Annotated in this window: 17 protein-coding genes, 1 tRNA gene and 3 pseudogenes; 14 read left to right on the forward strand and 7 right to left on the reverse strand. The window is 68.2% G+C overall.

Annotated elements, in window-relative coordinates; all coding sequences use genetic code 11:
- Both ABZS64_RS01015 and ABZS64_RS01020 read right to left on the reverse strand, forming a co-directional pair.
- Positions 1–711, reverse strand: coding sequence for a glycoside hydrolase family 75 protein (locus ABZS64_RS01015; protein WP_355821707.1), 711 nt, complete (start codon positions 709–711; stop codon positions 1–3).
- A 74-nt stretch (positions 712–785) separates the two neighbouring features.
- A pseudogene (locus ABZS64_RS01020) lies at positions 786–1,000 on the reverse strand (hypothetical protein); the annotation flags it as partial.
- Between the two features lie 95 nt (positions 1,001–1,095).
- On the opposite strand from ABZS64_RS01020, the gene ABZS64_RS01025 reads away from it, so the two are divergent.
- Positions 1,096–1,449, forward strand: a complete 354-nt coding sequence (locus ABZS64_RS01025) for a metalloregulator ArsR/SmtB family transcription factor (protein ID WP_355821709.1) — start codon at positions 1,096–1,098, stop codon at positions 1,447–1,449.
- A complete protein-coding gene (locus ABZS64_RS01030; RefSeq protein ID WP_355821711.1) occupies positions 1,430–1,918 on the forward strand; it encodes an SRPBCC family protein in 489 nt (162 codons plus the stop codon). Before ABZS64_RS01025 ends, ABZS64_RS01030 begins: the two co-directional genes overlap by 20 nt.
- A gap of 63 nt (positions 1,919–1,981) precedes the next feature.
- Here ABZS64_RS01030 and ABZS64_RS01035 read toward each other — a convergent pair whose 3' ends face one another.
- Entirely contained in the window at positions 1,982–2,380 is a 399-nt protein-coding gene (locus ABZS64_RS01035; RefSeq protein WP_355821713.1) for an SgcJ/EcaC family oxidoreductase, read from the reverse strand.
- 214 nt (positions 2,381–2,594) lie between these two features.
- On the opposite strand from ABZS64_RS01035, the gene ABZS64_RS01040 reads away from it, so the two are divergent.
- From ABZS64_RS01040 to ABZS64_RS01065, 6 genes are all read left to right on the forward strand, one after another.
- Positions 2,595–4,034, forward strand: coding sequence for an ATP-binding protein (locus ABZS64_RS01040; protein WP_355821715.1), 1,440 nt, complete (start codon positions 2,595–2,597; stop codon positions 4,032–4,034).
- A 149-nt stretch (positions 4,035–4,183) separates the two neighbouring features.
- Entirely contained in the window at positions 4,184–4,480 is a 297-nt protein-coding gene (locus ABZS64_RS01045; RefSeq protein WP_355821717.1) for a hypothetical protein, read from the forward strand.
- A 367-nt stretch (positions 4,481–4,847) separates the two neighbouring features.
- Entirely contained in the window at positions 4,848–5,360 is a 513-nt protein-coding gene (locus ABZS64_RS01050) for a hypothetical protein (RefSeq protein WP_355821719.1), read from the forward strand.
- A gap of 79 nt (positions 5,361–5,439) precedes the next feature.
- Complete coding sequence (locus ABZS64_RS01055) at positions 5,440–6,285, forward strand: DUF4097 family beta strand repeat-containing protein (protein ID WP_355821721.1); 846 nt, start codon at positions 5,440–5,442, stop codon at positions 6,283–6,285.
- Positions 6,286–6,346: 61 nt separating this feature from the next.
- Positions 6,347–7,354 carry an ATP-binding cassette domain-containing protein gene (locus tag ABZS64_RS01060; protein WP_355821723.1) on the forward strand — a complete coding sequence of 336 codons (1,008 nt, stop codon included), beginning with the start codon at positions 6,347–6,349 and terminating at the stop codon, positions 7,352–7,354.
- On the forward strand, positions 7,351–8,142 hold the full coding sequence (locus tag ABZS64_RS01065; protein ID WP_355821725.1) for an ABC transporter permease: 792 nt from the start codon (positions 7,351–7,353) through the stop codon (positions 8,140–8,142). The genes ABZS64_RS01060 and ABZS64_RS01065 overlap by 4 nt, the downstream gene beginning before the upstream one ends.
- A gap of 359 nt (positions 8,143–8,501) precedes the next feature.
- Here ABZS64_RS01065 and ABZS64_RS01070 read toward each other — a convergent pair whose 3' ends face one another.
- The gene (locus ABZS64_RS01070; RefSeq protein ID WP_355821727.1) at positions 8,502–8,684 is read right to left on the reverse strand and encodes a hypothetical protein; all 183 of its coding nucleotides are present in this window, start codon (positions 8,682–8,684) and stop codon (positions 8,502–8,504) included.
- A gap of 124 nt (positions 8,685–8,808) precedes the next feature.
- Entirely contained in the window at positions 8,809–9,033 is a 225-nt protein-coding gene (locus ABZS64_RS01075) for a cold shock domain-containing protein (RefSeq protein WP_355821729.1), read from the reverse strand.
- Positions 9,034–9,420: 387 nt separating this feature from the next.
- Between ABZS64_RS01075 and ABZS64_RS01080 the strand changes: the two genes are divergently transcribed.
- On the forward strand, positions 9,421–9,717 hold the full coding sequence (locus ABZS64_RS01080) for a DUF3303 family protein (protein ID WP_175258747.1): 297 nt from the start codon (positions 9,421–9,423) through the stop codon (positions 9,715–9,717).
- 317 nt (positions 9,718–10,034) lie between these two features.
- On the opposite strand, the pseudogene ABZS64_RS01085 reads toward ABZS64_RS01080, so the two are convergent.
- Positions 10,035–10,574, reverse strand: a pseudogene (locus tag ABZS64_RS01085) (IS110 family transposase); the annotation flags it as partial.
- Positions 10,575–11,154: 580 nt separating this feature from the next.
- Here ABZS64_RS01085 and ABZS64_RS01090 point away from each other — a divergent pair.
- Positions 11,155–12,380 (forward strand): annotated as a pseudogene (locus ABZS64_RS01090) (IS30 family transposase).
- Positions 12,381–12,435: 55 nt separating this feature from the next.
- Here the strand turns inward: ABZS64_RS01090 and ABZS64_RS01095 are convergent.
- A tRNA-Val gene (locus tag ABZS64_RS01095) sits at positions 12,436–12,510 on the reverse strand.
- 211 nt (positions 12,511–12,721) lie between these two features.
- On the opposite strand from ABZS64_RS01095, the gene ABZS64_RS01100 reads away from it, so the two are divergent.
- The 4 genes from ABZS64_RS01100 (at position 12,722) to ABZS64_RS01115 (ending at position 15,957) form a co-directional block, all read left to right on the forward strand.
- Positions 12,722–13,507 carry a DUF4097 family beta strand repeat-containing protein gene (locus ABZS64_RS01100; RefSeq protein ID WP_355821731.1) on the forward strand — a complete coding sequence of 262 codons (786 nt, stop codon included), beginning with the start codon at positions 12,722–12,724 and terminating at the stop codon, positions 13,505–13,507.
- Positions 13,508–13,578: 71 nt separating this feature from the next.
- Positions 13,579–14,952, forward strand: a complete 1,374-nt coding sequence (locus ABZS64_RS01105) for a hypothetical protein (RefSeq protein WP_355821733.1) — start codon at positions 13,579–13,581, stop codon at positions 14,950–14,952.
- A gap of 179 nt (positions 14,953–15,131) precedes the next feature.
- A complete protein-coding gene (locus tag ABZS64_RS01110) occupies positions 15,132–15,716 on the forward strand; it encodes a DUF4383 domain-containing protein (RefSeq protein WP_355821735.1) in 585 nt (194 codons plus the stop codon).
- A 22-nt stretch (positions 15,717–15,738) separates the two neighbouring features.
- Positions 15,739–15,957, forward strand: a complete 219-nt coding sequence (locus ABZS64_RS01115; protein ID WP_355821737.1) for a zinc ribbon domain-containing protein — start codon at positions 15,739–15,741, stop codon at positions 15,955–15,957.
- The last annotated feature ends 76 nt before the right edge of the window (positions 15,958–16,033 follow it).

A 16,033-nucleotide genomic window follows, 5' to 3' on the forward strand; every position in this document is an offset into this window, starting at 1 on the left:
CTAGTTCTCCTGGAGGAACTTCTTGGCGAGGGAGTCGCCGAGGCTCACCGCGGCGCTGTGGCTCTCGATGGGCGAGACCTTGGAGTTCTTGAACAGGATGTACGTGACTCCGGACTCCGCGCCGCCGGTCTCCGGGTTCGGGTCGATGCCCAGCGCCTGGGCCGTGGCGTACGACGCCTCGCCGATGATCTTGTTGGGACCGGTGTCGCCGACGACGGCGTACTCGACCTTGTTGTTGTAGATGACGGCGACGACACCGCCGCCCTTGATCCCGGCGCTGGAGTAGTTCCAGATGCTGCTGCTGCTCGGCACGACGACGTACGGCAGCTTCTCGGCGTTGAGCGGCTTGCCGTTGGACTGGTGGAACGCTGTGTCGTCCTGGAACCAGGGGTCGGTGTCGGCGTTGCACTTGCTGGTGACCTGGCCGTCGCAGTCGACGTCCATGTCGGCCTTCCAGAACACCGCGCCGTTCTTTCCGCAGACCGGGATGTTGGCCGAGGTCTCGGTGTCCGACTTGTACTTGCCGTTGGATATCTGCGAACAGTTCTTGACCTTGGCCAGCAGGTCGGCCGCACTGACCGAGCCCTCCCGGGTGCCGAGAGTCTTCGAACCGACTGAGGACTGCGGGGTGTTGGCGGTAGCGGGCAGCGCGGCGGCGGCGAGCAGGGCGGCGCCGGAGGCGGCGGCGATCGCGAACGTACGAGTACGCATGGGGGGTTGGTCTCTCTGTTAGGAAAGTTTCCTTACTCGTTCGCGGTCAAATGTGAGCCCTTTACATGACCGCGTCAACCCCTGTGCGGCAGCCGCGACCGGCCCGCGGCCGTCCCGCGGCGGCGGAATCGGCCGAAACGGCCGAAGAGGCTCTGCACGTACTCCTCCAGGCGCCCAGCGAGGAGGCCGGCCGTCAGATCCGTTCGCCCCAACTTCCGCCAGGGACGGCGAGTTTCTCCCCGTCGGGTGCGTACGCGAGGGCGTCCAGCAGCCGCCAGTACAGATGATCCGCGCGGAGCGTATCGCCTCGACGGGGGTTGACAGTGGGTGCCCCGAGAGGCATGCTCAACCTATCGGTTGAACAACTGGATGGTTGATTACGAGATGGCAGACGACCCGCTCAGCACCACGTTCGGCGCCCTCGCCGACCCGACCCGCCGGGCCATCCTGGCGCGCCTCGCCGACGGCGCGGCGACGGTCAATGAGCTGGCAGAGCCGTTCGACATCAGCCTTCAGGCCATCTCCAAGCACCTGAAGGTGCTGGAACGCGCGGGCCTGATCACGAGGGGCCGCGACGCCCAGTACCGCCCCTGCCATCTGCGGGCCGGCCCGCTCAAGGACGTCACCGCGTGGCTGGAGAGCTACCGCAGGTTCTGGGAGGAGAGTTTCGGCCGGCTCGACGAGTATCTGATCGATCTTCAGGAAAGGCAGCGGAACAATGACATCGAAAGCCAGTGAGCACCCGACGACGCTGACCACACCGTCGGACCGTGAGCTCGTCATCACCCGCGTCTTCGACGCCCCCCGCAGCCTCGTCTTCGAGGCCTGGACCAAGCCGGAACACGTCCGCCAGTGGTACGGCCTCCGCTCGATGACGACGTCCGTCTGCGAGATCGACTTCCGTGTGGGCGGCGCCTGGCGCTGGGGCCAGACGGGCCCCGACGGCAACGACGTCGTGTTCTCGGGCGAGTACAAGGAGATCGTGCCGCCCGAGCGCATCGTCTACACGGAAATCTTCGAACAGATGCCGGGCCCCGCGGTCCTGACCACCCTCACCTTCGACGAGAAGGACGGCCGGACGACACTGACCAGCACCTCACTCTGGCCGTCGGCGGAGATCCTCGCCAATGTGATCGCCATGGGCATGGAGGCGGGAGTGGTCGAGCAGTACGAGCGCCTCGACGAGCACCTGCGGACGATGGCCTGAGACCGGGCCGGCGGCACGACGGTGCGCGCCCGCCTCCCAACTGGGCGAACGGTGGCCGCTCCGTCAGTCTTTGGCCGGGAACGAATGGTGTTCGTTCGCCACGACCCAGCGCCCGCGTTCCTTCCGCAGCCCGACCGTCAGGCGCAGACGGTTTTCGGAGTCTTCTTCCAGCTCCTTCTGAGTCCCGCAGCGCAGCAGTGCGTACGCGAAGGCGACGTCGTCCCCTGCTGTGACGTCGAGCGAGACAATCTCAAAAGAGGCGCCCTGCCGCTGCCATGTGAAGAAGGGCGGCCACGTCGCGCGGTAGGGATCGATCCCCCGTACCCCGTCACTCGGTGGCGGCACGTCGAACATCACGATGTCCTCGGCATGTTCAGCGAGAACCCCCGCCAGATCACCGGCGTGCACGGCTTGTGCCCAGCGCTCGATCAATGTCCGGATCTGCGTCTCATCGTCAACCACGGCTGCGCCCTCCAAGGATGCCGCCCGTGGGCGGGCTTCTTCGAGTCCGTACATATTGAAGACCGCCGCGGCGACCGGAACTCATCCACCTCCGCACGCCCTGACCGGGATCAACCCGGGTCCGTCAGCGCTCCTTCCATTCCTGCGAACCGAAGGCCCTAATGGTAGATTCAATCTACGTAAGAATTGTTCTACCTATGCCAGGGAGGCAGTCATGGACTTCCAAGGCCGGGCTGCGGATCTGGAGATGCTCAGTCATCAGCTCAGCGAGGTCGCGAAAGGTCGCGCGGCCACTCGGGGCCGGGCCGTGATCATGACAGGGCGCCGACGCGTGGGGAAGTCGCGCCTGGTCCAGGAGTTCTGTGACCGGTCGGGGGTGCCCTACGTGGTGTTCCAGGCGACGCGGGGCCGTAATCCGGCCGCCGAGCGGGCGGACTTCACAACAGCGCTGGGACAGTCACCGCTCCCGGGGGCGGATCTGGTCTCCGGGTTGCAAGCGGGGGACTGGAACCAGGCTCTGCGATCGCTGGCTGTGGCAGTTCCGGACGACCTGCCGAGCATTGCCGTGATCGACGAGGTCCCCTGGCTGGTCGAGCAGGACCAAGAGTTCGAAGGCGCTCTGCAGACCGTGTGGGACCGGCATCTGTCGGCCAAGCCCGTCCTGCTGGTGCTGGTCGGCAGCGACATGTCGGTGATGGAGGCGTTGCAGTCGTACGGGCGTCCGTTCTTCGGACGGGCGGCGAAGATGACCGTTCAGCCACTGCACCTGGCCGACGTGCAGGCCATGACTGGCCTGGACGCGGCAGAGGCGGTGGACGCGCTGCTGATCACCGGTGGCTTTCCGGAGATCGTGCAGGCATGGCGGCCGGGCATGAACCGACTGGACTTCATGCGGGAGTCGGTGGCCAATCCGCTGTCGCCGCTGCTGGTGGCGGGAGAGCTGACGTTGCTCGGCGAATTCCCCGAAGCCTCGCATGCGCGGGCGGTCCTGGAGGCGGTGGGCAGTGGCGAGCGCACGTTCAGCACCATCGCCGCTCAGGCCGGCGGCGCCCGCGCGCTGCCCTCCGGCACGCTTTCGCCGCTGCTGAACATGCTGCAGGCCAAGCGGGTGCTGGCCACCGACCTGCCGCTCTCGACCAAGCCCGACACCAAGAACAAGCGCTACCGCATCGCCGACCCCTACCTGCGCTTCTGGCTGGCATTCCTGCAGCGCGCCATCCCGCTCATCGAGCGGGGACGGGGCGATGTGGCGCTGGAGCGCATCGAGCGGTCGTGGCCGACCTGGCGTGGGCGCGCGGTCGAGCCAATGATCCGTGAGTCTCTGATGCGGCTGCTGCCCAATGCCGACTGGCCGGAGACGGAAGCGGTGGGAGGCTGGTGGAACCGCCAGAACAAACCCGAGATCGACCTGGTCGGCGCCGATCGTGAGCCGGTCGGCAGGGAGGTCCACTTCATCGGCTCGGTGAAGTGGCTGGAAAGCCAGCCTTTCGGTCGCCGGGAGTACGACGCCCTTGTGCGCGACATGCTCGCCGTCCCGGGTGCCGAACCGGACACGGCACTGGTCGCGGTCTCCCGCTGTGGGGTGGCGGACGGTCTGCCGCTCGCCGCGCACTGGGGACCGGAGGACCTCGTACGAGCCTGGCAGCCGCGGTAACTGCAGTGGCGCGTACCGCCTCCGCGCCCCTGCCGGAAAATGGCAGGCGGGTAGCCCTACGTCCGGATGGCCGCGCTCCCCGGGCAACCCGGTTCCCGTGCTGATCAACTGAAGGCATCCGCGGCAATCAAGGGACAGCGGGTTTCAGCATGGCGATCATCATCACCTTCGATTTTCCGGGCGGTACGCAAGCCCAGTACGAGCAGGTCACCAACAAGTTGACCGGCGGGCGCGGCTCGGTCAAGAAGCCCTCGGACTGGCCGGTACCCGGTCTGATCTCCCACGCCACCGGGCCCAGCCCCACGGGCTGGTTCGTAACAGACGTCTGGGAGACGAAAGAGGCGTTCCAGCAGTTCGGAGAGAAGCTCGCGCCCCTGCTGCGGGAGGCCGGAATGCCCGACGTCGAGCCGAAGATCTACGAGGCGTTCAACGTGGTGACCCCATAGCCCCACCCGCGTGCGCTCCAGCGCCCGCAGCACTGCCAGACGAACAAGGCCCAGGCTCCCGGTTGCTGCCGGTTACCTGGGCCTTTGCCGTGCTTCCTACTGGTGGGCACGGACGGTTTCGAACCGCCGACATCTGCTTTGCAAGTTCGTTGGCGGCAACTGCCCCGTCCGCAGCCAGGTAGCGCGAGTCGCCGATGCGCACCGAGTCGGCACCACCCCGCGACAACTTGGCACCGTAACCCGCCCATCCCTCGCCCGCCCCTGACCTGCAACGACGGACCCATCTGTCAGCTCGGAACCCCACCCCGCGCCACGTGTCGCACCTTCAGGCTTGCTAGTGGCACCACAATGGTGCCACTATGGCGTCATGGACCTCACGCCGTACATCGAAACACTCCGCAGGGAACTGGCCGTGGCCGCCGAAGCCGGGGGTGACGAAGCCCGCGAGCTCGCCGAGCGGCTCACCGCTCCGCTGGAGTCGGCCACCCGCCTGACCATGCTCAATGTGCTCTCCGCCGCCATGGACGAGATCACCCGTGAACTCGCCCCCGGCTCGGTCGACGTACGACTGCGCGGCCTCGACCCCGACTTCGTGGTGGTGCTGCCGCAGCACGAGGACCGGACCGAACCGCTCGACGCACCGGCGCCCGCACCGGCCCCGGTCCCCGCCGACACGGACGAGGGCGGCACCGCCCGCGTCAACCTGCGCCTGCCGGCCCACCTCAAGGCGCGCGCCGAGGAGGCCGCGAGCCGCGAGGGCCTGTCGGTCAACGCATGGCTGGTGCGGGCCGTGTCGGCCGCGGTCGACGGTGGCACGCAGCCGCGTACGACGGAGAAGACCCGCACCATCGGACAGAGCTTCACGGGCTGGGTGCGCTAGCCGCGCCCGCGCCCGCCTCACTTCACCCACGCCACGTCCCACGAGGGACGCCCCAAGGACTCATGAGGAGAGCACAGCCATGCCTTCTTTCGACACTCCCGAACCGATTTCGGTCACCGCACACGTGTCCGCCGGTTCCATCCAGTTCACCGCGGGCGACCGCCTCGACACGGTCGTCGAGGTGCGGCCCCGCGACCCGAAGAAGGACCAGGACGTGCGGTCGGCCGACCAGACCGAGGTCACATACGCGAGCGGCGTCCTGACCGTCAGGACGCCCAAGCAGCGCTATCTCGTCGGGCGCACCGGCACCGTCGACGTGACGGTCGAACTGCCCACGGGCTCGCGCGTCGACATGACCGGCGCCTGGGCCCAGGTGCTCGGCGAGGGACGGCTCGGCGAGGTCCGCGTGAAGACCTCGTCCGGTGACGTCCGCCTCGACACGACCGGGCCGCTCCAACTGACCGCCTCCCACGGCTCGATCACCGTCGACCGGATCGAGGGCACGGCCGAGATCACCACCAGCTCCGGCAGCCTGCGCGTCGGCACCGTCGACGGCCCCGCCGTCCTGAAGAACTCGCACGGCACCACGACCGTCGGCACCGCGACCGGCGACCTGCGGGTGAGCGGCGCCAACGGCGACATCGACATCGCGCGCGCCGAGAGCTCGGTCGCCGCCACCACCGCCCACGGCACTCTGCGCGTCGCCGAAGTCGCCTGCGGCACCGTCCAGTTGGAGACCTCCTACGGCGCCATCGAGGTCGGCATCCGCGAGGGCACCGCCGCCTGGCTCGACGTCAGCTCCGGCTCCGGGCAGGTGCGCAACACGCTCACCGCCTCCGAGACCCCGGAGAAGACCGAGGACACCGTCGAGGTCCGCGCCCGGACCCGCAACGGCAACATCGACGTGCGCCGCGCCCGGGCCTGAGCACCGGCCCCGCCAACTCGCCCACCCCCCAGTCACTTCAGCCTTCGATCGGGAGGGCCTCATGCCTTCATCTGTCATGCCCATGTCCAGGGGCGGCAACGGCCAGGAGCCGCCCGCCGCCGTCTCCACCGTCGGCCTGCGCAAGTCCTACGGCGACAAGCTCGTCCTCGACGGGATCGACCTGCGCATCCCGGCAGGCACCGTCTTCGCGCTGCTCGGCCCGAACGGCGCCGGCAAGACCACCGTTGTCAAGATCCTCTCCACTCTCATCTCCGCCGACGCCGGCTCTGGCGACATCCGCGTCGGCGGCCACGACCTGGCCGCCGACCCGCAGGCGGTGCGCGCCGCGATCGGCGTCACCGGGCAGTTCTCCGCAGTCGACAACCTGATCACCGGCGAGGAGAACATGCTCCTCATGGCGGACCTGCACCACCTCTCCCGCCGCGAGGGGCGGCGCACCGCCGCCGAACTGCTCGAGCGCTTCGACCTGGTGGAGGCCGCGAAGAAGCCCGCCTCCACCTACTCCGGCGGCATGAAGCGCCGCCTCGACCTCGCCATGACGCTGGTCGGCAACCCGCGGATCATCTTCCTCGACGAGCCGACCACCGGCCTCGACCCGCGCAGCCGCCACAACATGTGGGGGATCATCCGAGAGCTCGTCACGGGCGGCGTCACGGTCTTCCTCACCACCCAGTACCTGGAGGAGGCCGACGAACTCGCCGACCGTATCGCGGTGCTCAACGACGGCAAGATCGCCGCCGAGGGGAGCGCCGACGAGCTGAAGCGACTCATCCCGGGCGGGCACGTGCGGCTGCGGTTCGCCGACCCGTCCGCGTACCAGTCCGCCGCCGTCGCCCTGCGCGAGGTCACCCGCGACGACGAGGCGCTGTCGCTGCAGATCCCCAGCGACGGCAGCCAGCGCGAGCTGCGCGCCATCCTCGACTGGCTGGACTCGGCCGACATCGAGGCGGACGAGCTGACCGTGCACACCCCCGACCTCGACGACGTCTTCTTCGCCCTGACCGGCGGCGCCGCCGTCCCCAACCAGCCCAAGGAGACCGTCCGATGAGCTCCCTCTCCCTCGCCGTACGCGACTCGTCCACCATGCTTCGCCGCAACCTCCTGCACGCGCGGCGCTATCCGTCCCTCACCCTGAACCTGCTGCTCACCCCGATCATGCTGCTGTTCCTCTTCGTCTACGTCTTCGGCGACGTGATGAGCGCGGGCATCGGCGGCGGCGGTGCGGACCGCTCCGAGTACATCGCGTATATCGTCCCGGGCATCCTGCTGATGACCATCGGCGGCACCGTGGTCGGGACCGCGGTGTCCGTCTCCAACGACATGACCGAGGGCGTCATCGCCCGCTTCCGCACGATGGCGATCCACCGCGGCTCGGTGCTCGTCGGGCACGTCGTCGGCAGCGTGCTGCAGTCGATCATGAGCGTGGTCCTCGTGGGCGCCGTCGCCGTGGCCATCGGCTTCCGGTCCACGGATGCCGGCGTCCTGGAGTGGCTGGCGGCGTTCGGGCTGCTCGTGCTGTTCGCCATGGCGCTCACCTGGGTCGCGGTCGGCATGGGCCTGATCAGCCCGAACGCCGAGGCCGCCAGCAACAACGCGATGCCGATGATCCTGCTGCCGCTCCTCTCCAGCGCCTTCGTCCCGGTCGACGCGATGCCGGGCTGGTTCCAGCCGATCGCCGAGTACCAACCGTTCACCCCGGCCATCGAGACGCTGCGGGGGCTGCTGCTCGGCAGCGAGATCGGCAACAACGGGTGGCTCGCGATCGCCTGGTGCCTGGGGCTCGCCGTGCTCGGATACTTCTGGTCGACCTCGAAGTTCAACCGCGACCCGAAGTAACCGCCATGACGGCGCGGGCTGCCTCCCGCAGCTCGTCCCGCCCCAGGGCGGCAGTGAGCCATCTGGACCGGATGCTCAAGCGGCGGCCGGTCGTCAATGACCGCCCCCGGTTGATGTCAGAACTGGATGTCAAAGGCCCCCAGCCATGATCGACTGGGGGCCTTTTCACTGGTGGGCGCGGACGGCTTCGAACCGCCGACATCTGCTTTGTAGGCCTGGCACCGATCTCTGAGACGTTCGCCCAGCTCATCCCGCCTCCGCGCGGCCGCCGTCACGGGGTGCAGGCTGACACCGCCGCTACCCCCGACTGACCGCTACTGCCCGGCCGTTCTGGCACGGCAATGGCACGCCGCGGGTGTCTACCAGTCGCGCCACTTGTCGGTGATCTCGTACGGGCCCAGCCCATGGCGTGCGGTGAGCGCAGGAACGTCCACGCCGCACTCTGTGAGCGCCTGGTCGATGTAGTCGCCGAGTTCTTCGCGTTCGCCGGTCTCGTAGGCGGCCCCCAATCGCTCCCGTGAGGGCAGAGAGCTTCCCGTCATGCTGGGACAGGCGCTTAGAAGGCGCGTGGCTGTTGATACAGTCCGGGGCACCTGACCTGGTTGTCCTGGCTCCTGCGCCTTGGGCTTTGAGATTTCTTCGACACGCATTCGACAGGCGTGATTGTCAGGCAGGCCGAGGCACGATGCTCACGGCGCGGTAGTCGTACCCGTCCTGTTTGAAGCCGGGGGCATCCCACTTGAGGTCTACCTGCTGCCCGGGCGACAGCGTGCGGAAACCCACCATTTGGATGGCGGAATAGTGGCCCCAGCACCCGCCGGGAGTCTCGGGAGAGTCGAGCACGCCCCACCCTTCCTCCTCGCGCCACTCGCGGACAGTCGCAGTCACCATGGTGGGGACCTTACGGGGCCTGCGGCTCCGACGGGACGCTGAGGAGCTGAGCAGTGACCTCTCTGCTTCGCCTCCGCTGGTCAATAGGTGTGGAGCGGCAGCAGGCCGGCGGCCGAGGGTCCACACGCCCCAGTTGGCCGAGGTTAACCCGGCAATCTGACACGGACTTGGCACGGAGGCCAAGTGCCCCTGCGGGTCGGTAACTTGATCGGCAAGTCAGGCCGCCCCTCGATGTGAACTATCAGCACGGCTGCATCCACGGCGGCACGGACGGAGGACGAGATGTTGCTGCCCTGATCACTCGAGGAGAGGCTGAGCGGGACGTCACCAGGTCTCAGCGAGCGTGGACGAGACCGCGCCGGTCGTGGTGGACGGAAGGAGCAAGCGATGAGGGTCATGCTGAGAGCGCATCTGGACACCCAGATTTCGAATGAGGCACTCAAGAACGGCACACTGCCGAAAATCATGCAGTCGATGACGGAACGGCTCAAGCCCGAGGCGGCCTACTTCGGCCCCAGCGAGGGCGGGCGGTCCTGCACCTTCGTCTTCGACATGCAGGACAGTTCGCTGCTGCCCACCATCGCGGAGCCGCTCTTCGAGGGACTCGGCGCGAAGATCGAGATCCAGCCGGTAATGAACAGCGAAGACCTGCAGAAGGGGCTTGCCGCGCTGCAGCAGGGCTGACCTCTTCGGCCGCCCACGCTCAGTCCGCTGACCCGAATTCGCGATGCGTGAGAGCGGCTGGACCATCTGGGTGCGAGCGTGCCCATGCGGTCGGTGGAGTCTCAATGGCCGAGTCAAGGGCCTTCGAGCGCCTGCCCGCCGGGTCCCCGACTGACCGGGCGCGCTTCGGGCACGTAGCTGAGGTGGTCGCCTCGACCACTTCGTCATCCCGGATAGTCGGTTCGCCATGGGTAGTCGAAGGCTGCGACGCCGCCGTACTGTGCCGCTGCTGATTTGAGCTCGTCCTCTCCGCGCGAGGAGGCGCGGTGGAGTGTGTGCATGAGCGCACCTTTGTGGTCGGCGTATTCGAAGGCGCGTTCCAGCGCGGGAAAGATGCCGGTGAGCGTGTCGCGGAGCCGGTTGAGCATGCGGACGCGGTCGGCGATCAGGTCGGATCGGTGAGCGGTCAGCAGGGCCAGGTCGGCGGTGAGCTGGGCGGGCACGGCGATGGAGCTGAAGTCTCGCCGCAGGCGGGCTGTGTCGGCGATGACGTAGGCGTCACGGGCGTCGGTCTTGGCTTCGCCACGGTAGGCGCCGGACATCCGGTTGACCGTCCGGCCGGGAACGTAGAGGGCCTGTTGGCCATGGGCAGCGAGTAAGGCCAGCAACAGCGCGGACGCTGTGCCGGCGATGTCCACAGACCAGTGCACTTCGTCCGCGAGGTTGAGGATCTCGCCGAGCGCGGTCAGTATCGCGGCCTCGTCGTTGTGAACCTTCTTGCTCCAGATTGTTGCACCTGTGTCGTCGACCGCGGCGAGCCAGTGATGGGCTTTGCCAGCGTCGATACCGACCCAAAGGTGGGGCAGATGGTCGGCCATGTGCGTCTCCTCAAATTCGGGCGGCATGCCGTTCGGTCCGAGGAACACCCGCCGTCAGCTCCGTAAACAGCGACCAATGCGCACATCTCAATCAGCGGCCAGGGCGTCCCGGAGAGTCGGGCGGCCACTCCACCGGAGCCACCTACGGGCAAGCGGTTTTAGAGCCACACCCGACTCCCCCGGACCGCCAACCAACTTACGGAGCGGCTTTGGGCGGGAGCTGCCATGGGGCGAGAGATCATGGCCCCTTACGCTGGCCGCGAATCGGGCTGGCTCCTCGCCTGCCCGCAATTGCCCGATCGGGGCCATGATCTTGGAGGCTCGCCCCATGGTGGCTGCCTAGAGCCGTGGAGCCGACCGCCCCAGCCACAGCGGGCTACCGTCTCGCATGTGGTGCTCGCTCGAGCGGAGCGAGCCGCCTTTATTGGAGTAGGGAAACTTCCACCGCGGCCGGTGCGAGCCTCTTCTTGCTGCCTCGCCAGCGCAGCCTCACCGACTGCCGTCAACTACTACCGTCAACGCCCCCCACAGCGGTCTTGAGTTCTAGCGGTCATCGCAACACCCGACCTCCGGGGACCCGATGGCCTTCGAGATCCGCAAGATCCGCTCATCGCAGGGACGCAAGAAGCTGGTTCGTGAGCGGGATGAATACTTCCGGCTCATGGATCAAGGTGTGAGCAGCCGGGAAGCGTGCCGGATCGTCGGCATCAACCGGCGGACCGGCAAGCGATGGCGCAACGGAACAGCTCCAACGAAAAACAGACCCGGCTTGCCCGCACACAAGGTGCGGGCAAGCCGGGTCGTTTCGTCGTCTCGGTACCTGACACAGGAAGAGCGGCTCTACATCGCCGACATGGTGCGGGAGAAGACCACGGTCCGGAAGATCGCGGCGGACCTGAAGCGGAGTCCCTCGACCATCAGCCGTGAGATACGCCGCAACCGGCATCCCACCAACGGCCAGTACCGCCCCTACGCGGCGCAGGCCCGAGCCGAGTCCCGCCGGCCTCGCCCCAAGCCGAGCAAGATAGGCCAGGACCCCGCACTGCGGGACTACATCCAGGAGCGCCTGAGCAGGCGCTGGAGCCCGGAACAGATAGTCCAGCACCTCCGCCGGGACTTCCCGACCGCCCGGAGATGCACGTGGTCCACGAGACGATCTATCAGGCCCTCTACATCCAGGGCCGCGGCGAACTCCGCCGCGAGCTGGCCAAGGCTCTCCGCAGCGGACGCGCCCGCCGCAAACCCCGCCGCCAGGCACAGCAACGACAGCCGCGCTACTCCCACCCCATGGTCATGATCAGCGAGCGTCCCGCCGAAGCCGACGACCGCGCAATCCCGGGGCACTGGGAAGGCGACCTCATCATCGGCAAGGACGGCGTCTCGGCCATCGGCACCCTCGTCGAACGAACCACCCGCTACGTGATGCTCGTCCATCTGCCCGGCGACCACGGTGCCGTCACGATGCGCGACGCTCTGCTGGAGACCGTAAAGACCCTCCCACCCCACCTGAAACGCTCCCTGACCTGGGACCAGGGCAGCGAGATGGGACGCCACCACGAGTTCGCGATGGCCGCGGACATGCCCGTCTACTTCTGCGACCCGGCCAGCCCCTGGCAACGCGGCTCCAACGAGAACACCAACGGCCTGCTCCGCCAGTACTTCCCCAAGAGCACCGACCTCAAGACCCACACCCGAGAGCACCTCGACACCGTCGCCTCCGAACTCAACGGCCGCCCACGCAAAACGCTCGGCTGGGAAACCCCAGCCGAGCGCCTGCATAAACTCCTCACCACCACACGTCAGTGATCACGTGTTGCGACGATCTCTAGAATCCGCCGGTCGCAGCGGAGGGCGTTTTCACTGGTGGGCGCGGACGGTTTCGAACCGCCGACATCTGCTTTGTAAGAGCAGCGCTCTACCCCTGAGCTACGCACCCGTGGATGAGGGAACAGCGTACATGGCAGATGGGGCCGCCCTGCAAACCCGTTCCCGGTGGCCGGGGGCCCCGACACCCTCCGGCTACCAGTACTGGGGCTACCCCCACCCCGCACCCGGTGGTCGCCCGGATCGTTCCGCACCCTCCTCACTCCATACGGTGAAGGCACACCGGCGACACCGGCAGAACCAGACCTGGGGGAACGATCACCATGGACGCACTTCGCACCGGCACCCGCACCCGCACCCGCGCGCTCGTCGCCCTTGGCGGGGCCTCTCTGCTCACCCTCGCGCTGACCGGGTGCGGCAGTGCCGATGCCGGGGAAGCGCCCGTCGAGAAGCGGGCGTTTCCGTTTACGGGGAAGGCGCTCACCATCGACAGTGACGACTCCGCCATCGAGCTCGTGCCCGCCGATGTGAAGGACGTGCAGGTCACCAGGCAGGTCGACGGGTGGGTGTTCCTCGGGGACGGGCCCGAGCCCACCTGGAAGATGGAGGGCGGGAAGCTCACCCTCCGGGTGAAGTGCGATGCCGTCGCCAGTGACTGCGAGGCGCGGCACACCATCAAGGTGCCCCGGGGCGTCGCCGTGACCGTTGAGGATGACAACGGGAGCGTGACCGCCAGTGGGTTCGACACGGCGCTGACGATCCGGTCCGACAACGGGGCCGTGACCGTACGGGACTCCAGCGGGCCGTTGAAGCTCGACAGCGACAACGGGAAAGTCGTCACCGAGCGCGTCAGCGCGAAGACTGTGAGTGCCAGTTCGGAGAACGGGGCCGTACGGCTCGGGCTCCTTGCCGTGCCCGATCGGGTCGAGACCGACAGTGACAACGGGTCGATCCTCATCGAGCTGCCGCGCGCGGGCGCTCCGTACGCCGTGACGGCCAAGAGCGACAACGGCGATGTCAATGTCGACGTGCCGAACGACAGCAGCAGCTCACACGTTGTGAAGGCGCGCAGCGACAATGGCAAAGTGACGGTGCGAAGCGCGAACTAACAGGCCCGTGTGTTCGTCCTTACCTGGTGGGAGAATGAACCGGGCAGGGCGACACAGCACGGGAGAGGCATGTGACGGCGACACACGCGCGGCCGCACGACAGAGCGCAGGCGCGAGCAAGTGCCGTCCGGGATGTCCTCGCGCTCGTGCTGCTGCCCCTGCCGTTGATCGCCGTGGCGCTGCCGGGCGCCTTCGCCAGCGGGGGGACGCGGCGCTGGTTCGGCGGGCGGGGTGAGAGTCACCGGGCCGATGCGCAGGCCGCAAAGGATGCCGCCGCCGCTGCGTTCTACGAGCTGGACACCGCCCAGCGCGACCTGCGGATCTCGATCGAGACGATCAGTGCCGTCGACAACACGCCGGGGGCCCGCCGGGCCGTGGACGACTTCGCCGCGCTCGGGCAGCGGATCGACGACGCGAGTAACACGTACATCACCGCCGTCGACGCGCACGATCTCGACCGGGACGATCTGGAGGCGCCGGTGGCCGCGCGGGCGCGCGGGGAGCTGGACCGGGCCAAGGACGAGCTCGTACGGGTCAAGGGCGATCTCGACCGCTTCGCTCAGGGGCTCGGGCCGCTGCTCGACAAGGCGGAGACGCAGCTCGCCCGGCTCGCTCCCGCCGTCGAGCGGGCGAGGCAGGCGCTCCTTTCCGCGAGCAATGCTCTCGATTCGGTGCGGAGCTCCGGTCTGCGAGCGGACGATCTCGCGGCCCGGCTCGCCGCCCTCGCCCCCGAGCTGACCATGCTCAATCAGGGCGCCGGCCGCCACGGCGTCGCCGAGACGCTCCAGCGCGCCGACCGGGTCCTGCGGGACGCCGAAGCCGTACGGGCCGAGGCCGAGCGGCTGCCCGAGCGCGCCGCCGACACCGACAAACGCCTCGTGTCCCTCCGTACACGCGCCCAGGCCCTCACCAACCGCGCCGGATCCGTCGAGCCCGTCCTCAGCGAGCTGCGGCGGCGCTTCTCCGCCGCCTGCTGGCAGGATCTCCAGCCCGTCCCCGAGCAGGCCGCGATCAGCGTCCGCCAGGCCGAGGAGAAGCTCAGGGAGGCGGCCAAGGCGCGCGACGAGCAGCGGTGGGCGGATGCGACGGCCCTGCTCAGCACGGTACGGGCGCTGCTGAACGCCACCGATGAGGCCGTCTCGGCCGCCGGCGACCGGCTGCAGCGGCTCAACGCCGTGGCCAAGGACCCGCAGCACGAGATCGAACGCACCCGTTTCGCCATCCGGGACGCGCAGCGCCTCGCCATGGCCGGGCGCAACACCCCGGATCCGCGGCACGCGCGGCCGCTGGACGACGCGGTGGCGCGGCTGGAGCGGGCCGTCACCGGGCTCGAGGGCCGCCACCCCGACTACTGGCACTTTCTTATGGAGACCGAGGCGGTACGGAACGCGGCCGCGCGCGTGGTCGAGCAGATCCGCGAGGAACGCGGCGCGCACCACGCCTGAGCCGGGCCGGGGAGGACCTGAGCCCGTCGGGCGCGGATTCCCGCACGGATGCCCGGCGCTGATTCCCGGCACGGTTTCCCGGCGCTGATTCGCCCCGATGATTTGAACGGTCACGCCCTCAGGCGGATCCTGTCAGTACGGCGGATCCTGGGAGTACGTACGTCCAAAGGAGGCCGGACATGGCCACACACGTACCCGTCCCCAAAACCAACCGCGCCGGGCCCCGGCTCGACGAGCACCTCCCGGTAGACCATCGGCTCAGCCAGTTCTACCGCGTAGGTGCCGGGCTGATGGGGCTCGTGCTGCTCGCCTTCGGAATTCTCGGGCTCATCGACGAAGTCGGCTTCTTCGACACCCACGGCGACACCGTCGCTGCCCTCAACACCAACGGCGCGCTCAGCGTGCTCTCCATCTGCATCGGGGTACTGCTCTTCGTCGGCATGGTCATCGGCGGGAACTTCGCGTCGACCCTCAACATGGTCCTCGGCATCGCCTTCATCCTCAGCGGCTTCATCAACCTCGCCCTGATCGACACGACGTTCAACCCCCTCGCCTTCAAGATCCAGAACGTCCTGTTCAGCTTTGTGGTCGGCGTGCTGCTGATGTTCTTCGGGATGTACGGCAGGGTCAGTTCGACGCTGCCGCACGACAACCCGTACTGGAAGGCACGCCATCCCGACCGCGCGGCTCCGGAACAGCCCGCCCGTCCTGCCGCATCACCTGCCGAACCAGGCCCGGCGCTGGACAAGGGACAACAGGGCTAGGCAGGGGAGCTAGCCTGAGGCCATGCCTCGTTACGAATACCGCTGCCGCAGCTGTGGCGACACCTTCGAAGTGAACCGGCCGATGGCCCAGTCCTCCGACCCGGCGAGCTGCCCGGCCGGGCACGAGGACACCGTCAAGCTGCTCTCGGCCGTCGCCGTCGGCGGTACGAAGTCCGCGCCCGCCCCCAGCGGCGGAAGCGGTGGCGGAGGCGGCTGCTGCGGGGGCGGCTGCTGCGGCTGACCCGCACCGGCCAAGGCCCGTTGGCCCTCACGCACCCAGAGCATCTCCCCCAGCACGTCCCGCTCCCGCGCTGTCA

The sequence above is a fragment of the Streptomyces sp. NPDC005408 genome, from assembly GCF_040606445.1.
In the GTDB taxonomy this organism is placed as follows: Bacteria; Actinomycetota; Actinomycetes; order Streptomycetales; family Streptomycetaceae; genus Streptomyces.

Coding starts and splice junctions, on each gene's coding strand:
- ABZS64_RS01015 (WP_355821707.1), bottom strand. CDS start 711: ATGCGTACTCGTACGTTCGCGATCGCCGCCGCCTCCGGCGCCGCCCTG.
- ABZS64_RS01025 (WP_355821709.1), top strand. CDS start 1,096: ATGGCAGACGACCCGCTCAGCACCACGTTCGGCGCCCTCGCCGACCCG.
- ABZS64_RS01030 (WP_355821711.1), top strand. CDS start 1,430: ATGACATCGAAAGCCAGTGAGCACCCGACGACGCTGACCACACCGTCG.
- ABZS64_RS01040 (WP_355821715.1), top strand. CDS start 2,595: ATGGACTTCCAAGGCCGGGCTGCGGATCTGGAGATGCTCAGTCATCAG.
- ABZS64_RS01045 (WP_355821717.1), top strand. CDS start 4,184: ATGGCGATCATCATCACCTTCGATTTTCCGGGCGGTACGCAAGCCCAG.
- ABZS64_RS01050 (WP_355821719.1), top strand. CDS start 4,848: ATGGACCTCACGCCGTACATCGAAACACTCCGCAGGGAACTGGCCGTG.
- ABZS64_RS01055 (WP_355821721.1), top strand. CDS start 5,440: ATGCCTTCTTTCGACACTCCCGAACCGATTTCGGTCACCGCACACGTG.
- ABZS64_RS01060 (WP_355821723.1), top strand. CDS start 6,347: ATGCCTTCATCTGTCATGCCCATGTCCAGGGGCGGCAACGGCCAGGAG.
- ABZS64_RS01065 (WP_355821725.1), top strand. CDS start 7,351: ATGAGCTCCCTCTCCCTCGCCGTACGCGACTCGTCCACCATGCTTCGC.
- ABZS64_RS01070 (WP_355821727.1), bottom strand. CDS start 8,684: ATGACGGGAAGCTCTCTGCCCTCACGGGAGCGATTGGGGGCCGCCTAC.
- ABZS64_RS01075 (WP_355821729.1), bottom strand. CDS start 9,033: ATGGTGACTGCGACTGTCCGCGAGTGGCGCGAGGAGGAAGGGTGGGGC.
- ABZS64_RS01080 (WP_175258747.1), top strand. CDS start 9,421: ATGAGGGTCATGCTGAGAGCGCATCTGGACACCCAGATTTCGAATGAG.
- ABZS64_RS01100 (WP_355821731.1), top strand. CDS start 12,722: ATGGACGCACTTCGCACCGGCACCCGCACCCGCACCCGCGCGCTCGTC.
- ABZS64_RS01110 (WP_355821735.1), top strand. CDS start 15,132: ATGGCCACACACGTACCCGTCCCCAAAACCAACCGCGCCGGGCCCCGG.
- ABZS64_RS01115 (WP_355821737.1), top strand. CDS start 15,739: ATGCCTCGTTACGAATACCGCTGCCGCAGCTGTGGCGACACCTTCGAA.